Raw genomic sequence first — 16,650 nt, 5'->3', positions numbered from 1 at the left:
ATATCCGGACTTTTGCAAATGGCTTTTTCAGGCGCATGGGGCCGTGCAGTTAAGATTTGCCGGAGGACCGTTGTCCAAACCGGCCAATCAGCTCCCGCAAAAGGCGGGTTTACTGTAAATCCCCGCCTTCAGCGGGGTCTACGCCGACATCACTGCCGACGCGAATTCCTTACATCTTCGGCAGGCCACCCGGCATCATCCCACCCATGCCGCGCATCATCTTGGCCATACCGCCTTTGGCAGTGAATTTTTTCATCATCTTCTGCATCTGCTTGTGCTGCTTGATCAAGCGACCGATGTCCTGCACCTGGGTGCCAGAGCCCATGGCGATGCGCCGCTTGCGCGAGCCACTGATGATTTCCGGATCGCGGCGCTCCTGAGGGGTCATCGAGTTGATGATCGCCTCCATCTGCTTGAACTGCTTCTCGGCCGCGCCCTGGGCATTGCCCATCTGCGCCAGATTGACGCCCCCCATCTGTGGCAACTTGTCCATCAGGCCACCAAGGCCACCCATGCTTTTCATTTGTTGCAGCTGATCGCGGAAGTCTTCGAGATCGAAGCCCTTGCCCTTCTTCAACTTCTTGGTGAGTTTCTCGGCCTTTTCGCGATCCAGGGTCTGCTCGGCCTGCTCGATCAGACTGAGCACGTCGCCCATGCCGAGAATGCGCGAGGCAATTCGATCCGGGTGGAAAGGCTCCAGCGCCTCGGTCTTCTCACCCATACCAATAAACTTGATCGGCTTGCCGGTAATCGCACGAACCGACAACGCCGCACCACCGCGCGCATCACCGTCAACCTTGGTCAGCACCACGCCGGTCAGCGGCAGTGCATCATTAAAGGCCTTGGCGGTGTTGGCAGCGTCCTGACCGGTCATGGCATCGACCACGAACAGGGTTTCCACCGGTTTAATCGCCGCGTGCAATGCCTGGATCTCAGCCATCATCTCGGCATCGATGGCCAGGCGACCGGCGGTATCGACGATCACTACATCAATAAACTTGAGTTTGGCTTCCTTGATCGCAGCCTCGGCGATATCCACCGGCTTCTGGCTAAGATCGGAGGGAAAGAAGGTCACGCCAATATCACTAGCCAGGGTTTCCAGCTGTTTGATCGCCGCCGGACGGTAAACGTCAGCCGACACCACCATCACGGTCTTCTTCTTGCGCTCTTTAAGGAAGCGCGCCAGCTTGCCGACGGTAGTGGTCTTACCTGCGCCCTGCAGGCCGGCCATCAACACCACGGCTGGCGGCACTGCATTCAGCGCCAAGTCTTCGTTGGCCGCGCCCATCAGCTCTTCCAGCTCGGCACGGACAATCTTCACGAACGCCTGGCCTGGGGTCAGGCTCTTAGAGACTTCAGTGCCGACCGCGCGATCCTTGACCTTATTAACGAAGTCCTTGACCACCGGCAAGGCAACGTCAGCCTCAAGCAAGGCCATGCGCACTTCACGCAAGGTGTCCTTGATATTGTCTTCGCTCAGCTTGGCTTTGCCGGTGACATTTCGCAGGGTCTGCGAGAGGCGGTCAGTCAGATTTTCGAACATGCACGTTCCTTTCAGGCTCTACCGAGCCGAGGGTGGTCTTGCAACAGGTCGCGGATTATAGCGAAGACTGCAAGGTACCGACACCGTCAGACGCTTTCGTGGCGCACGGGTTATATGCCACACTGCGGCTCTTCCGGGTTTGCCTGACAAGGATTTATGCACCCTCTGCTACCCAGCCTAGCCGCCGCCTGCCTTTACACCGGCGCCACAGCCTATCAAGGTTGGCGTATTGCCCAGCGCAACGCTCCCGACAAACGCCTGCTAGCCCTTTGGGGCGTGTTTGCGCTGTTCTTCCACGGTGGCAGCTTGTTTGTGCAGATGTATCATTCAGATGGCCTGGCCTTAGACTTCTTTAATGCCGCCAGCCTGATCGCTTACGCGGTCATCGCGCTGACCCTGATTGCCTGTATCCGCATCCCCGTTGAAAACCTTTTATTGCTGCTGTTCCCGCTAGGCGCGCTGACCGTGATACTCGCGCAATTTATGCCGAGCGGAACGACTCAGCTGATCAACGAACAGCCCGGCATTCTGATCCACATCCTACTCTCGGTGATTGCCTACGGCATGCTCACCATTGCGGTATTCCAGTCGCTGCTGGTTCTACTGCAAGACCATCAACTGAAAAACAAGCACCCCTCCGGGCTGATCAAGAACTTCCCGCCGCTGCAAACCATGGAAAGCCTGCTGTTCGGCTTTCTCTGGGCCGGCTGGATTCTACTGTCGCTCTCGCTCTTCTCTGGCGCGCTGTTTATCAGCGACCTATTTGCCCAGCATCTGGCACATAAAACCATCCTCTCGTGCTTTGCCTGGGTGGTTTTTGCCGTGCTGTTGTGGGGCCGCCACCAACTCGGCTGGCGCGGCCACAAAGCCATTCGCTGGACCCTGGCGGGCTTCTGCTTGCTGATGCTGGCCTATTTCGGCAGCAAGCTGGTTCGCGAATTTATCCTGCATATCTGAGACCCCTTCCGTGGACGACCTTCAATCCGGCTACCTGCTTGGGCTGCTGATTTTTCTGATTATGTGCTCGGCATTCTTCTCCAGTTCGGAGACCGGCATGCTTAGCCTCAACCGCTATCGCCTCAAGCACATGGCTAAGGAAGGGCATAAGGGGGCCAAGCGCGTCACCACCTTGCTCAGCCGCCCGGATCGCCTGCTAGGTACGATTCTGGTCGGCAACAACGTGGTCAACATTCTCGCCGCGTCCATCGCCACCGTACTGGCCGTCGACATATGGGGCGAAGCCGGGATCGCGATTGCCACTGCAGGCCTGACCATCGTGGTGCTGATTTTCGGCGAAATCACCCCGAAAACCCTGGCAGCCCTGCGCCCGGAACTGGTGGCCTTTCCCGCCAGCCGCGTACTGCTGCTCCTGCAACGCCTGCTTTACCCCGTGGTCTGGGCCACGAGCGCTATCAGCAACGTACTGCTGCGCCTACTCGGCGTCGACCCGTCGCAACGCGCCAGCGACAGCCTGTCCACCGAAGAGCTGCGCAGCGTAGTGCGCGAGTCCGGCGCCGGCATGCCGAAGAATCGCCAGAATATGCTGCTTGGCATTCTGGATCTTGAACGGGTGACAGTGGATGACATCATGATTCCGCGCAACGAAGTCACCGGTATCAACCTCGATGACGACCTGGAAAGCATCATCAGCCTGCTGACCAACACCACCCACACACGCCTGCCGGTATTTCGTACCGACATCAATCAGATCGAAGGCATCGTGCATATGCGCCAGATTGCCCGACTGCTGACGCACAATGAGCTGAGCAAAGAGGCGCTACTGGCGGCCTGCAGCGAGCCGTACTTCGTCCCCGAAGGCACGCCACTGTCGACCCAATTGATCAATTTTCAGAAGCAAAAACGCCGGATCGGCATCGTCGTCGATGAATACGGCGACGTGATCGGCATCGCCACCCTGGAAGATATCCTCGAAGAAATCGTCGGCGACTTCAGCAACCAGGACACCCTGCGCAGCCCGGACATTCACCCCCAGGAAGATGGCACCCAGGTCATCGACGGCGCAGCTTATATCCGCGAAATCAACAAGGCGCTGGATTGGCACCTGCCCTGCGATGGCCCGAAAACCCTCAACGGCCTGGTAACTGAAGCATTGGAAAGCATTCCCGACAGCGCCGTATGCTTGAAGATCGGGCCTTATCGCCTAGAAATTCTGCAATCGTCAGAGAACCGGGTAAAAAGCGTGCGCGCCTGGCAAGCCAAGCCTAAGGCGCACACCGAGCCGCCGGCGCAAGACTGACGGCCAGCCCCTGCGCCCACACGCGGTAGCCAAGAACTGAAGGGTGATAGCCATCACGCGCCAGAAACTCGGAGGAAAACTCCAGTTCGACCGCGTGATGCCCAACCCCCAAACGACCCGCCAACTGCGCCAGGCGCGCGTCCAACAGGCCGGCACGCATACCGAGCAAACGCCGTAACAGCCAAGGCAAGGCCCTGAAATGCTGCAGCGGCGGCACACTGCTAAACGCCACCTGCGCGCCACGCGCCGATAACGCCTTAGCCATGCTGCCGAGCGCAGCTTCCCAGCGCGGTAGTGAAGTCAGATGAGTGGTGTCGTTGACACCGAACACCAGCAACGCCAGATCAAAGGGCTGATCCAGCACTTGCGGCAACAGCCGCGCATGCGCCTGCGTAGCGGTAATACCGTTTTCGCCACAGGCACGCCAGGCAACCGGCCGCCCATAACGCGCCGCCAACGCAGTAGCCAACTGCCCGACCAACGCAGCCTGCAGCTCATCGACACCCACGCCCACTACGGTCGACTCGCCCAAGACCAGCAGACGCAATGGCTCGCCCGGTAAGTCTGCACCAGCCACACCGCTCAGCAACCCTGCGGCAGGTGGTAAACGCAGCGCATTACGCCGCGCATATACAGCCAGCGGCAGCGCCACCGGCGCCAGCAGCGTAAAACCTAGCCACCACGCACCGGCGCGCCAAGCGTTCACAGCTCGACCTTAACCGCCTGCGCCGCACGCGCGGCCTTGGCCCGCGCAGCTTCTAATGATTCATCTCGCGCCAGCGCCACACCCATACGCCGCTGACCGCTGACTTCCGGCTTGCCGAACAAACGCAGAGCGGTATCCGGTTCAGCCAAAGCCGCACCGAGATTGCCGAAGCTGACCTGCTGCGATTCGCCCTCGACCAATATCACTGCCGAAGCTGACGGCCCGAACTGGCGAATAGCTGGAATCGGCAAGCCGAGAATAGCCCGCGCATGCAGGGCAAACTCGGACAGATCCTGGGAAATCAGGGTGACCAAGCCGGTGTCATGCGGACGCGGTGAAATCTCGCAGAACCACACCTGATCACCTTTGACGAACAGCTCGACGCCAAACAGCCCGCGCCCTCCCAGCGAGCCGGTGACCGCCAGGGCAATACGCTCGGCTTCAGCCTGAGCCTTAGCGCTCATCGGCTGCGGCTGCCAGGACTCCTGATAGTCGCCCTTGACCTGACGATGCCCCACCGGCGCACAGAAGGTAGTGCCGCCACTGTGGCGCACGGTGAGCAAGGCGATTTCATAATCGAAATCGATAAAGCCTTCGACGATCACCCGCCCCTTGCCGGCGCGACCGCCGGCCTGGGCGTAATCCCAGGCGGTTTGTAGGTCATCCAGGCTTTTCAGCACCGACTGCCCCTTGCCCGAAGAACTCATGATCGGCTTGATCAGACAGGGAAAGCCGATGCTTTCGACCGCCGCCCGGCACTGCTCGAAGGAGTCGGCAAACTGATAGGGCGAGGTCGGTAACCCCAGCTCTTCGGCGGCCAAACGGCGAATACCTTCGCGGTTCATAGTCAGCTGCGCGGCGCGGGCGCTGGGGATAACGGTAAAGCCCTCATTCTCCAGCTCAACCAGGGTCGCGGTGGCGATGGCTTCAATTTCCGGGACGATGTAATGCGGCTGCTCCAACTCGATCACCGCCCGTAGTGCGTCACCGTCAAGCATATTGATCACATGACTGCGGTGCGCCACCTGCATGGCCGGCGCATTGGCATAACGATCCACGGCGATCACCTCAACGCCGAGGCGCTGCAATTCGATCACCACTTCCTTGCCCAGCTCGCCAGAGCCACACAACAGCACACGGGTCGCGCTCGGCGACAAAGGGGTTCCAATACGGGGCATGGGGAGTCCTCAAACTGATCAGGAAAGTTACAGCAGAATGCCTTTGGCCTTGGCCCGCTCATGGCACTGCACCAGCACCTTGCGGCGCTCGCCGTTATCCATCAGGCCCCAGCGGGTAATTTCGGCGACCGTGCGCTGGCAGCCGATGCAGATATCCTCATCATCCAGCGCGCACACATGCACGCAGGGCGAGGCAACGGGACGCTCGCCGCTTATCAATCGTCCTGCTCCTGAAGATCACGGGCGTAGCGCTGGGCGTTGTGCACGTAATGGGCGGCGCTGGCTTCGAGCATCTTCTTTTGCGGTTCGGTCAGCTCGCGTACCACCTTGCCGGGCGAGCCCATGACCAGCGAACCATCGGGAATTTCCTTACCTTCACCGATCAGGCTATTGGCGCCAATGATGCAGTACTTGCCGATTTTCGCGCCATTGAGGATCACGGCATTAATGCCGATCAGGCTGTAATCACCCACCGTGCAACCGTGCAACATGGCGTTGTGGCCGATGGTCACGCCAGTGCCAATATTCAGCGGAAAGCCCATATCGGTGTGCATCACGGTGCCGTCCTGCACGTTGCTGTTCTCGCCGATATGAATCAGCTCGTTATCACCGCGCAGCACCGCGTTGAACCACACGCTAGCACCCGGTTCCAGTTTGACCTTGCCTACCAGAGTGGCATTAGGTGCAACCCAGCTCTCGGCATGGGCCTCGACTTGGGACGAACCCAGGCGGTATTTCATGAATACTTCCTCATAAGCTCAGGTGAGCTTGATAAAGTGCTCAGGCGGCTGGTGCATATCAATATGCACATCGTCGAACACCAGGTTGACCAACTCGACCAGCATGATCGCCGTCAGCCCCCAGATTTTATATTCGCCATAACGGTAACTCGGTACATACCAGCTGCGCCCGAGGTAATCGATACGGTGGGTAGTTTCCCGCGGGTCGTCACGAAAGAACGCCAGCGGCACGGCAAATACGGCGGCGATCTCACCGTCATTGGGCTTGTACTCGACGAAGTCCGGCACCAGACCCACATAGGGCGTGACCTGAATACCGTGACGCGACACCAGGGTACTAAGCGGCCCGATAACCTCGACCAAGCCAGGCGGCAAGCCGATCTCCTCTTCCGCCTCGCGCAAGGCGGTCTCGATCAGATCAGCATCCTCCGGGTCACGCCGACCACCGGGAAATGCTACTTCACCGCCGTGGGTGGACAAACCGCTGGCGCGCAAAGTCAACACCACTTCCGGCTCATCGCTGCGGGTAATGGGCACCAGCACTGCGGCTTCTGGGTAGCGCTTGTCGATCTGCAGAATGTGCGGGCTGTAGCCGCGCATGCGATGGAGCAACTCGTCCAGCATGGGGATTCTCGGTCTTTTATTCTGCCTTCGATGATGGCACGAAAGCAGCGTACGGCCCAAGCCCCGCGGCGCGAGCTGTAATCATTCAGACGTTCGATAATCCGCAACACCAGGCCGCTTGCCGAGCAGCTGATATGCGCGCCAAGATAGCCAACACGCAGCGAGGGCCTGGCATGAAGTTCTGTAGTAACTGTGGCGGCACGATCAGCCACATCATCCCGCAAGGCGACAACCGCCTGCGCCACGTCTGCGCTCAGTGCCAGACCGTGCACTATCAGAATCCACGCATCATCGCCGGCTGCCTGCCGGTGTGGGGCGAACAGGTGTTGCTGTGCCGCCGCGCCATTGAACCGCGGCGCGGCTACTGGACCCTGCCGGCCGGCTTTATGGAGAACGGCGAAACCCTCGAGCAGGCCGCCGCCCGTGAAACCCATGAAGAAGCCTGCGCGCGGGTGCGCAGCCTCAGCCTCTATACCTTGTTCGACCTGCCGCACATCAATCAGGTGTACATGCTGTTTCGTGCCGAGCTGGTCGATCTGGACTTTTCCCCCGGCGAGGAAAGCCTTGAGGTTCAGCTATTTCACGAGCAGGACACCCCCTGGTCAGAGCTGGCTTTCCCGACCATCGGACGTACCTTAGAATGTTACTTCGCTGACCGGCGCGAGCAGCACTACCCGGTCCGCAACGAGCCGCTCGAAGCCTTGCGCGCACATTACAAGAAAGCCTTTTGATCCATGGAAATTACAATGCGCTGGTTGCTTGCCCTACTCTGCATGACTGTTGCTCTGACTGGCCACGCCAGTACCGCACCAACCCTTGACGGTAAAACCATTGATAAAGTGCTGGTGGTTAAATCCGAGCGTAAGCTGCATTTGATCAGCCGCGGCAACACCCTAAAGTCCTACCGCATCTCTCTGGGTAAACAGCCTAAAGGGGCCAAGCAGCGCGAAGGCGACCTGCGCACGCCGGAAGGCTTCTATTGGATTGACTGGCGCAAGACCAGCGACAAGTACAACCTGTCCATGCACATCTCCTACCCCAACGCCCGCGACCAGGCGCAGGCGCGCAAGAGCGGTGTGTCGGCGGGCGGCATGATCATGGTTCACGGCACGCCGCTGGACGAGGAATACCCAGAGTGGATGTTTCACACACTGGACTGGACCGAAGGCTGTATCGCCATGCGCAATATCGACATGCGCGAGATCTGGACCCTGGTCAAAGACGGCACGCTGATCGAAATCAGACCCTGATCGATACGCGCAAAAAAGGCACCCTCGCGGTGCCTTTTTTATGAACTAGAACTGGATATCTGACAGCCGCCAGACTTCAAAAGCCGGCGTCTCATAGGGATGCTGCTTCTTCATGGCTTTCACGGCGTCATGAATCAGCTCATCAGCCACTACCATCTCGACCTTCCATTCCGCCACCTGCTCAACCCTACCCGGTTGCCCGAGAAACGGCTGACTGCCTTCCAAGGCACGAAACTGGCCTTGCCCAAGTGTTTGCCAGCAACACTGATCATACTGACCAATACGTCCACCACCGGCGCCGAATACCGCGTTTTTTACGGCATCCAGGTGCGTTTCAGGTACATAAAAACACAGCTTGTACATCGAAGTCTCCGCCGGCAAGACTGATAAAACAGTTGGATAATGATGCCACATGATAATGGCATTATGCCTTATCAGGTATTCGCGCAGCCCATCACACTTAAACCCTATGACCGGACAATTTGCTGTGTGTTCAACGTATTAGCGCACTCAGCCAGGCTACAAGCCGCGCCAGAATCGCCGCCAGCGGGCCTTGAAGCCGGATACCGGCTGGTGATGGCTACCATCACAGTAAGGTAGACGTTGCGAGCGAGCGCAACGGCAAAGCAGCAGAAATTGCTCGCGCTCAGGCCGTAGCTCAAGCACATCAGGGCAGGCGGAAGCACAATCGGGAAGCTGGGACGAATGCCCGCAGCGGCACAGCAGCAAGGTATCGCCAGGCTTAACCTGGCGTACCTCAGGCAGAATCGGCGCGGGCTTACTCGACATAAGCCCGTACCCTCCGGATCAATCCACCCACACGCGGGCGTTGCGGAACATGCGCATCCAGCCGGCATCTTCCTGCCAGTCATCCGGTTTCCAGGAGTTCTGCACAGCGCGGAATACCCGCTCCGGGTGCGGCATCATGATGGTCACACGACCGTCGCGACTGGTCAGACCGGTAATCCCGCGCGGCGAGCCGTTGGGGTTAGCCGGATAGGTTTCGGTGACCTTGCCGTGGTTGTCGATAAAGCGCATGGCCACACAGCCTGACAGATCGGCCTCGAGCAGTGCTTCCTCATTCTCGAACTCGGCATGGCCTTCACCGTGAGCAATGGCGATTGGCATGCGCGAACCGGCCATGCCCTGCAGGAAGATCGAGGCCGACTCCTGCACCTGGACCATCGCCACACGCGCTTCGAACTGCTCAGAGCGGTTACGCACGAAATGCGGCCAGAACTCGGTGCCAGGGATCAGCTCGTGCAGGTTGCTCATCATCTGGCAGCCGTTGCACACGCCAAGGGCAAAGCTGTCCTTGCGCTCGAAGAACGCCAGGAAGCCATCACGGGCACGGCTGTTGAACAGGATCGACTTGGCCCAGCCTTCGCCAGCACCCAACACGTCGCCATAGGAGAAGCCGCCGCAGGCGACCAGCCCCTTGAACTCGTCCAGACTGACGCGGCCGCTGAGGATGTCGCTCATATGCACGTCGATCGCGTTGAAGCCTGCACGGTCGAAGGCCGCAGCCATTTCCACCTGGCCGTTGACGCCCTGCTCACGCAGGACGGCGATCTGCGGACGTACACCCTTGCGAATATACGGCGCGCTGATGTCCTGGTTGACGTCGAAACCGAGCTTGGCCGACAGACCGGGATTGTCTTCTTCCAGCAGCGCGTCGAACTCCTGCTCGGCGCATTGCACGTTGTCGCGCAGACGCTGGATCTGGTAGCTGGTTTGCGCCCACTGGCGCTGCAGCAGACGGCGCTGGCCGCCGAATACTGGCTGACCATTGAAGCTGATCGCCACGTCATCGCTGTTAACCGGCTGACCGATCACCGCCACGCAATCACCCAAGCCGGCGGCGCTGAACTGCGCCAGCACTTCCGGAGTGGCGTCCTGATGCACCTGGATTACCGCCCCCAACTCTTCGTTGAACAGCACGGCGGCAAGCTCAGAGCGGCCATCGGCCAGGGCGTCAAGGAACAGGTTGAGGCCGCAATGGCCGGCAAATGCCATTTCCAGCGCGGTAACCATAAGGCCACCGTCAGAGCGGTCATGGTAGGAAAGGATATGACCATCGGCATTCAGGCCCTGGATCACCGCAAAGAAGGCCTTGAGGTCTTCAGCGTCATCCACATCCGGCGCTTGGCTGCCGAGCTTGCCGTACACCTGAGTGAGGATCGAGGCGCCCAGGCGGTTCTGCCCACGACCCAGGTCGATCAGGATCAGGTCGGTTTCGCCCTTGTCCATCCGCAGTTGCGGGGTCAGGGTCTTGCGAATATCGCTGACCGGGGCAAAACCGGTCACCACCAGCGACAGCGGCGAGGTCACGCTCTTGTCCGTACCCTCGTCGCGCCACTGGGTTTTCATCGACATCGAGTCCTTGCCGACCGGAATGGTGATGCCCAGCTCCGGGCACAGCTCCATGCCGACCGCTTTCACGGTGTCGTACAGGCGCGCGTCTTCGCCCGGGTGGCCAGCAGCGGCCATCCAGTTGGCGGACAGTTTGATATCGGAAATTTTCTCGATGTGCGAAGCCGCTAGGTTGGTCAGCGTCTCGCCAATCGCCATACGCCCGGACGCCGCAGCATCCAGCAACGCCAGCGGCGTGCGCTCGCCCATGGCCATGGCTTCACCGGTGTAGACGTCGAAGCTGGTGGCGGTCACCGCACAATCGGCCACTGGCACCTGCCACGGGCCAACCATCTGGTCACGGGCAACCAGACCGGTAATGGTGCGGTCGCCAATGGTAATCAGGAAGCTCTTGCTGGCCACGGCCGGGTGATGCAGTACGCGGGTCACAGCTCCGTCGATGGCTAGGGTGCTGGCATCGAAATCATCGCCCAGTTCAGCTTCGCGAGCAGCCGAACGGTGCATGCGCGGCGGCTTGCCCAGCAGCACTTCCAGCGGCATGTCCACCGGGGTATTGGCGAAATGGCTGTCGGTTACAGTCAGATGGGGTTCTTCGGTGGCTTCACCAACCACGGCAAACGGACAACGCTCGCGTTCACAGATGGCTTTGAAACGCTCGAAATCAACCGCGCTTACGGCCAGCACGTAACGCTCCTGGGACTCGTTGCTCCAGATTTCGTGCGGGGCCATGCCCGGCTCGTCGTTGGGTACATTGCGCAACTCGAAACGACCACCACGGCCACCATCGTTGACCAGTTCCGGGAAGGCGTTGGAAATACCGCCGGCGCCAACGTCATGGATAAAGGCGATGGGGTTGTTGTCACCCAGCTGCCAGCAGCGGTCGATAACCTCCTGGCAGCGGCGCTCCATTTCCGGGTTCTCGCGCTGTACCGAGGCGAAATCCAGGTCAGCCGAACTGGCGCCGGTGGCGACCGACGAAGCGGCACCACCGCCCAGACCGATCAGCATGGCCGGGCCACCGAGCACGATCAGTTTGGCACCCACGGTAATCTCGGCTTTCTGCACGTGGTCTGCACGGATGTTGCCCATGCCACCGGCGAGCATGATCGGCTTGTGATAACCACGCACCTCTTCACCGCGCGGGGTCTGGATCGCCTGCTCGAAGGTGCGGAAGTAGCCGGTCAGGGCCGGACGACCGAATTCGTTGTTGAACGCCGCGCCGCCCAGCGGGCCTTCGATCATGATGTCCAGCGCAGTAACGATGCGCTCGGGCTTGCCATAGGGCACTTCCCAGGGCTGCTCGAAACCAGGGATGTTCAGGTTGGAGACGGTGAAACCGGTAAGGCCAGCCTTCGGCTTGGCACCACGGCCGGTGGCACCTTCGTCGCGAATCTCGCCACCAGAACCGGTGGACGCACCAGAGAAAGGTGAGATAGCCGTCGGGTGGTTGTGGGTTTCCACCTTCATCAGAATATGCACCGGTTCCTGGGTCGCGCCGTATTGGCGAGTTTCAGGGTCCGGGAAGAAACGACCAGCAACACTGCCGACGATCACCGAGGCGTTGTCCTTATAAGCTGATAGCACGCCTTCGTTGTGCATCTGGTAGGTGTTCTTGATCATGCCGAACAGGGATTTCTCTTGGGCTTGGCCATCGATATCCCAGCTGGCATTGAAGATCTTGTGGCGGCAGTGCTCGGAGTTGGCCTGGGCAAACATCATCAGTTCGATGTCGTGGGGGTTGCGCCCCAGACCGTTGAAGCTGGTCACCAGGTAATCGATTTCGTCTTCTGCCAGGGCCAGACCCAGCTCAACGTTGGCCTTCTCCAGCGCAGCGCGGCCGCCACCGAGAATGTCCACGGCAGTCAGCGGCTTAGGCTGTGCGTGACTGAACAGCGCGGAGGCGCCTTCGAGGTTATCCAGTACCAACTGAGTCATGCGGTCATGCAGCAGATCGGCAACCAGCTGCGCCTCGGCGGCATTCAGCTCGCCGCTGACGTAGTAGGCCAGACCGCGCTCGATGCGCTGAATCTTAGCCAGGCCGCAGTTGCGGGCGATGTCGCTGGCCTTGCTCGACCACGGCGAGATGGTGCCAAAGCGCGGAATGCTCAGGAACAGGCGGCCACTTGGCTCCTGCACCGGCACACTCGGGCCGTATTTCAGCAAACGGGCCAATACCTGCTCTTCGTCGGCATTCAGAACACCGGACACTTCAGCAAAATGCGCGAACTCGGCATACAGGCCGGTGACAGCAGGAACCTTGCTGGTCAGTTGTTCAAGCAGTTTGCCGTGACGGAAAGCAGAAAGGGCGGGAGCGCCGCGCAGGATCAACATCGGGGACAGCCTCTGGGAAGGGGTGTACTTTGAGGCCGTGCATTCTAGCCTAAAGCGCCGCCAACGGCACCCGTGGCAGCCAGGGTCTGTTGCCGTTTAGCGGCCGCATCGAAACAGCAGCAGACCCTATTCACGCGCAGCGGCTGTGCTAGCAGAGAAGCCACCCGCTGTCGAGATATGGCGCGCCCCATGCTTTGCGTATACTGCGCCAATGTTTGCCCAATCTGCGTTCCGTGTGCGCCGCGCCTGCTGGCTCTCGGTGATCGGAATCCTCCTGGTGCTCGGCGGCTGTGCTGAAGAACCCAGCACACTCGAGCGCGTTCAGGCGGAGGGTGTACTGCGGGTGATCACCCGTAACAGCCCGGCCACCTATTTCCAGGACCGTAACGGCGAGACCGGCTTCGAATACGAGCTGGTGAAGCGCTTTGCCGAGGATCTGGGCGTCGAGCTGAAAATTGAAACCGCCGACAACCTCGACGAACTATTCGCCAGCCTGAACAAACCCAACGGACCGGTACTGGCCGCCGCCGGCCTGGTAGAAAGCGACGGACGGCAGCAGCACGCACGCTTCTCTCTACCCTACCTCGAAGTCACCCCCCAGGTGATCTATCGCAATGGCCAGCAACGCCCGACCCGACCCGATGATCTGCTCGGCAAACGTATTCTGGTCCTCAAAGGCAGCAGCCATGCCGAACAGCTGGCCGCCCTCAAACTGCAGCTGCCAGAACTGAGCTACGAAGAGTCCGCCGCCGTCGAGGTAGTCGACCTGCTGCGCATGGTCGATGAAGGGCAAATCGACCTGACCCTGGTCGATTCCAACGAGCTGGCGATGAACCAGGTGTACTTCTCCAACGTGCGCGTAGCTTTTGACCTAGGTGATGCGCAGAGCCTGGCCTGGGCCACCGCCCCCGGCGAAGACAACAGCCTGCTCGACGAGATGAATGCCTTTATCGAGCGAGCGCACAAAAATGGCAGCCTGCAGCGACTGAAGGATCGCTACTACGGCCATGTCGACGTACTCGGCTATGTCGGCGCTTACACCTTCGCCAAACACCTGCAGCAACGCCTGCCACGTTACGAGAAACACTTTCGCGAAGCCGCCCAGGCCAATCAGGTCGACTGGCGCCTGCTCGCCGCCATGGGTTATCAGGAATCACTCTGGCAACCCACCGCCACCTCGAAGACTGGCGTGCGCGGCTTGATGATGCTGACCCTGCGCACCGCACAAGCCATGGGCGTGTCGGACCGCCTCAACCCCAAGCAGAGCATCCAGGGCGGCGCCAAGTACATTGTCTATGTGAAGAACCAGCTGCCGGAAAGCATTCAGGAGCCGGATCGCACCTGGTTCGCCCTGGCGTCCTACAACATCGGTGGCGGCCACCTGGAAGACGCGCGCAAGCTCACCGAGGCCGAAGGCCTGGACCCGAATAAATGGCTGAATGTGCAGAAGATTCTGCCGCGCCTGGCGCAAAAGCAGTGGTACAGCAAAACCCGCTATGGCTATGCCCGCGGCGGCGAGCCGGTGCACTTTGTGCGCAACATCCGCCGCTACTACGACATCCTCACCTGGGTAACCCAGCCACAGCTGGAAGGCTCGCAAATCGCTGAAAGCAACCAGCATGTGCCGGGCATCGACAAACGTCAGCCTAATGAGCAAACCCCGCCGCTTTAACGCTGCTCGCGCCTAGCTTTAAAGAAGGCACTCAGCACTGCCCCACACTCCTCTGCCAACACGCCACCCTCGATCAGAACCCGGTGATTGAGAAACTCTTGATTGAAAAACTGCCCACGACTGATTGCCACCCCGGCTTTGGGTTCAGTCGCGCCATACACCACGCGCTGCACTCGCGCATGCACAATCAGGCCAGCGCACATGCTGCACGGCTCCAAGGTGACATACAGGGTGCTGCCAGGCAGGCGGTAGTTATCCACGGCCTGGGCGGCGGCGCGAATCGCCACCATTTCAGCGTGGGCGCTAGGGTCATGGGTGGAGATCGGGCAATTAAAACCGCGCCCGACAATCTGGCCATCCTGCACCAGCACTGCGCCGACCGGCACCTCGCCAAGGGCAGCGCCTTCGGCAGCCAGGGCCAGGGCCTCGCGCATAAAGTGCTGGTCCTGACTGCGATCAATGATCAAGGGTTGGCGCACGCTTAAACGACCTCGATTGATGCCATCAGACCGGTTTCCATATGGTCGATCACATGGCAGTGGAACATCCATACCCCAGGATTATCGGCGACCAGCGCAACGCGCGCGCGCTCATTCTTGCCCAGCAGGTAGGTGTCAGTGAAATACGGGATGATCGACTTGCGATTGGAGGCGAGCACCTTGAAGGTCATGCCGTGCAGGTGGATCGGATGCTGATACTGACTAAGGTTGCGCAACTCAAAGATATAGCTCTTGCCCAGCTGCAGGCGAGCAATAGGCCGATCGGCGCAGGTCTTGTCATTGATATCCCAAGCCTGGCCATTGATCTGCCAGAAGCTGTGTGCCGCGCCCTGGGCCAAGCCGACCGACACCGCGCCGGCCCACTCGAAGTTGAAGCGCATCGTCTCGGCAGCAGCCAAATCAGGCTCGGCAATCGGGTTAGCAGGCAGCGCCGACGGCCACTCACTCGCACCCTCAGCACTGGGCTGCGCGCGCAAGGTCGCCAAACGTAATGGCCCGTTACGCAGAGGCAGCTCTGTACCCACCGCTGGCACCTTCACCCCCAGTTCAATGCGCATGCCCGGCCCCAGCCAATATTCCTTGCCCAATGGGCGCGGCTCGACTGGATTGCCGTCCAGCGCATAAATGCGCGCATCCGCGCCTGGCAGATTGAGGCGATAGGTCAGGGTGTTATCCAGATTGATCAAGCGCAGCCGCACTACCTGCCCGGCGGGCAAATCCAGAGTGGGCACATGCACACCATTGACCGTACTCAAACGCCCCGGCGTACCGCCCCGCGCCGCTTCGCGCGGCACACTGAAATCGGTAAACGCGCCCTGTTCGTCGACATGCCAGCTTTTCAGGCTGAGCGTGTGATCATGCTTGAAACCACTTGGCTCACGCTCCTCGACAATCAGCGCACCGACCAAACCACGCCCCAGCTGCTCGCTGCTGGTGACGTGCGGGTGATACCAGAAGCTGCCGGCATCGGGGGTGATGAAGTTGTAGTCGAAGTATTCCCCCGGCAGCACCGGCGCCTGCGACACATAAGGCACACCATCCATTTCCAGCGGCAGGCGGATGCCGTGCCAGTGGATGGTGGTCGGCACATCCAGCTTATTGATAAAGCGCACGCGCAAGCGCTCACCCTGCCGGCAACGCAACTCCAGACCAGGCGCCTGACCACCGTAAGCCCAGGCCGGCGTGATATGCCCCGGCACCAACTCGATATCCAGCGGAGCGGCGATCAGTTCGTAGTCGTGGGTCGCCACATTCTCCGGGCGCCCCAGCCAGTAGCGCACGCCGCCGGCGCCAAGGCCGACAACACCAAGACCAGCCAGACCGACCAGTATTTGCCTGCGGGTAAAAGACATTAAGATTCCCGTAGCCCGGATGCAATCCGGGAAGATACCAACCCGGATTCAGTCCGAGTTACCAATTGCAATATCTTCTCATTTAAACCATCGAACTGACGACCCTGAAAAACGGACAGGATGC

At 60.1% G+C, this 16,650-nt stretch carries 16 protein-coding genes; 5 read left to right on the top strand and 11 right to left on the bottom strand.

Going from position 1 to position 16,650, the window contains the following annotated elements; genetic code table 11:
• Positions 1–169 precede the first annotated feature (169 nt).
• On the bottom strand, positions 170–1,543 hold the full coding sequence (ffh, locus tag ACIGEK_RS09230; RefSeq protein WP_397492988.1) for a signal recognition particle protein: 1,374 nt from the start codon (positions 1,541–1,543) through the stop codon (positions 170–172).
• 156 nt (positions 1,544–1,699) lie between these two features.
• On the opposite strand from ffh, the gene ACIGEK_RS09225 reads away from it, so the two are divergent.
• Complete coding sequence (locus ACIGEK_RS09225) at positions 1,700–2,500, top strand: inner membrane protein YpjD (RefSeq protein ID WP_397492987.1); 801 nt, start codon at positions 1,700–1,702, stop codon at positions 2,498–2,500.
• Between the two features lie 10 nt (positions 2,501–2,510).
• The gene (locus ACIGEK_RS09220) at positions 2,511–3,800 is read left to right on the top strand and encodes an HlyC/CorC family transporter (RefSeq protein WP_397492986.1); all 1,290 of its coding nucleotides are present in this window, start codon (positions 2,511–2,513) and stop codon (positions 3,798–3,800) included.
• Here the strand turns inward: ACIGEK_RS09220 and ACIGEK_RS09215 are convergent.
• From ACIGEK_RS09215 to ACIGEK_RS09195, 5 genes are read right to left on the bottom strand one after another with little or no spacing between them, the layout of a single operon-like run.
• On the bottom strand, positions 3,766–4,506 hold the full coding sequence (locus ACIGEK_RS09215) for an SGNH/GDSL hydrolase family protein (RefSeq protein WP_397492985.1): 741 nt from the start codon (positions 4,504–4,506) through the stop codon (positions 3,766–3,768). The genes ACIGEK_RS09220 and ACIGEK_RS09215 overlap by 35 nt on opposite strands.
• On the bottom strand, positions 4,503–5,684 hold the full coding sequence (purT, locus tag ACIGEK_RS09210) for a formate-dependent phosphoribosylglycinamide formyltransferase (RefSeq protein ID WP_397492984.1): 1,182 nt from the start codon (positions 5,682–5,684) through the stop codon (positions 4,503–4,505). The genes ACIGEK_RS09215 and purT overlap by 4 nt, the downstream gene beginning before the upstream one ends.
• A gap of 27 nt (positions 5,685–5,711) precedes the next feature.
• Positions 5,712–5,900: a DUF1289 domain-containing protein gene (locus ACIGEK_RS09205; protein ID WP_397493122.1), complete on the bottom strand. Its 189-nt coding sequence runs from the start codon at positions 5,898–5,900 to the stop codon at positions 5,712–5,714.
• Complete coding sequence (locus ACIGEK_RS09200; protein WP_397492983.1) at positions 5,900–6,424, bottom strand: gamma carbonic anhydrase family protein; 525 nt, start codon at positions 6,422–6,424, stop codon at positions 5,900–5,902. Before ACIGEK_RS09200 ends, ACIGEK_RS09205 begins: the two co-directional genes overlap by 1 nt.
• A gap of 18 nt (positions 6,425–6,442) precedes the next feature.
• The gene (locus ACIGEK_RS09195; protein WP_397492982.1) at positions 6,443–7,048 is read right to left on the bottom strand and encodes a CoA pyrophosphatase; all 606 of its coding nucleotides are present in this window, start codon (positions 7,046–7,048) and stop codon (positions 6,443–6,445) included.
• Positions 7,049–7,221: 173 nt separating this feature from the next.
• Here ACIGEK_RS09195 and ACIGEK_RS09190 point away from each other — a divergent pair, with 173 nt between their 5' ends.
• On the top strand, positions 7,222–7,779 hold the full coding sequence (locus tag ACIGEK_RS09190; protein ID WP_397492981.1) for an NUDIX hydrolase: 558 nt from the start codon (positions 7,222–7,224) through the stop codon (positions 7,777–7,779).
• A gap of 15 nt (positions 7,780–7,794) precedes the next feature.
• Positions 7,795–8,298 carry a murein L,D-transpeptidase family protein gene (locus ACIGEK_RS09185; protein WP_397492980.1) on the top strand — a complete coding sequence of 168 codons (504 nt, stop codon included), beginning with the start codon at positions 7,795–7,797 and terminating at the stop codon, positions 8,296–8,298.
• A 45-nt stretch (positions 8,299–8,343) separates the two neighbouring features.
• Here the strand turns inward: ACIGEK_RS09185 and ACIGEK_RS09180 are convergent, their stop codons facing one another.
• The 3 genes from ACIGEK_RS09180 to purL all read right to left on the bottom strand — a co-directional run bounded on the left by ACIGEK_RS09180 (position 8,344) and on the right by purL (position 13,002).
• Positions 8,344–8,661 carry an NGG1p interacting factor NIF3 gene (locus ACIGEK_RS09180; RefSeq protein ID WP_397492979.1) on the bottom strand — a complete coding sequence of 106 codons (318 nt, stop codon included), beginning with the start codon at positions 8,659–8,661 and terminating at the stop codon, positions 8,344–8,346.
• A 156-nt stretch (positions 8,662–8,817) separates the two neighbouring features.
• Positions 8,818–9,087, bottom strand: coding sequence for a CDGSH iron-sulfur domain-containing protein (locus tag ACIGEK_RS09175; protein WP_397492978.1), 270 nt, complete (start codon positions 9,085–9,087; stop codon positions 8,818–8,820).
• An 18-nt stretch (positions 9,088–9,105) separates the two neighbouring features.
• Positions 9,106–13,002: a phosphoribosylformylglycinamidine synthase gene (purL, locus tag ACIGEK_RS09170; protein WP_397492977.1), complete on the bottom strand. Its 3,897-nt coding sequence runs from the start codon at positions 13,000–13,002 to the stop codon at positions 9,106–9,108.
• 211 nt (positions 13,003–13,213) lie between these two features.
• Here purL and mltF point away from each other — a divergent pair, with 211 nt between their 5' ends.
• Entirely contained in the window at positions 13,214–14,674 is a 1,461-nt protein-coding gene (gene mltF / locus ACIGEK_RS09165; protein ID WP_397492976.1) for a membrane-bound lytic murein transglycosylase MltF, read from the top strand.
• On the opposite strand, the gene tadA is transcribed toward mltF, so the two are convergent.
• Both tadA and ACIGEK_RS09155 read right to left on the bottom strand, forming a co-directional pair.
• Positions 14,671–15,153 carry a tRNA adenosine(34) deaminase TadA gene (tadA, locus tag ACIGEK_RS09160; RefSeq protein WP_397492975.1) on the bottom strand — a complete coding sequence of 161 codons (483 nt, stop codon included), beginning with the start codon at positions 15,151–15,153 and terminating at the stop codon, positions 14,671–14,673. The two genes, mltF and tadA, sit on opposite strands and share 4 nt — an antisense overlap.
• Positions 15,154–15,155: 2 nt before the next feature.
• Positions 15,156–16,526, bottom strand: coding sequence for a multicopper oxidase family protein (locus ACIGEK_RS09155; protein ID WP_397492974.1), 1,371 nt, complete (start codon positions 16,524–16,526; stop codon positions 15,156–15,158).
• Between the last annotated feature and the right edge of the window lie 124 nt (positions 16,527–16,650).

This window comes from Pseudomonas sp. NPDC079086, assembly GCF_044542155.1.
In the GTDB taxonomy this organism is placed as follows: domain Bacteria; phylum Pseudomonadota; class Gammaproteobacteria; order Pseudomonadales; family Pseudomonadaceae; genus Aquipseudomonas.
Note: the sequence above shows the minus strand (reverse complement) of the source record. Positions and strands in the feature narration are given on the sequence as shown.